Raw genomic sequence first — 255 nt, 5'->3', positions numbered from 1 at the left:
TACAAATACCGGGCTTGTGGATTTTGTATGCAGCTGCCATAAGAAGTTTCATCTGCTTGGCATGGCGAAAATGGGTAATACAAAGTATTCCACCTCATGGGGAGACCTTTCAGCCAGATCCATTCTCGGCAGGCTTTCATCCTCAAGACAGATAAGGTACAGCAGACGTTACCATATTCACTATGCCATGACCGATGTGAAACTGGGCACACGGCAGGTCCGTCTGTTCTTCTGCCGGCGCGGCAAAGCTGAGGG

At 49.8% G+C, this 255-nt stretch carries 1 pseudogene; it reads left to right on the top strand.

The window, feature by feature from the left end:
* Positions 1-255, top strand: a pseudogene (locus tag I6E24_RS17040) (IS4 family transposase); the annotation flags it as partial.

Source organism: Bacteroides caecigallinarum (assembly GCF_021530995.1).
GTDB lineage: Bacteria > Bacteroidota > Bacteroidia > Bacteroidales > Bacteroidaceae > Phocaeicola > Phocaeicola faecigallinarum.
This window is presented reverse-complemented; position numbering and strand designations above follow the sequence as displayed.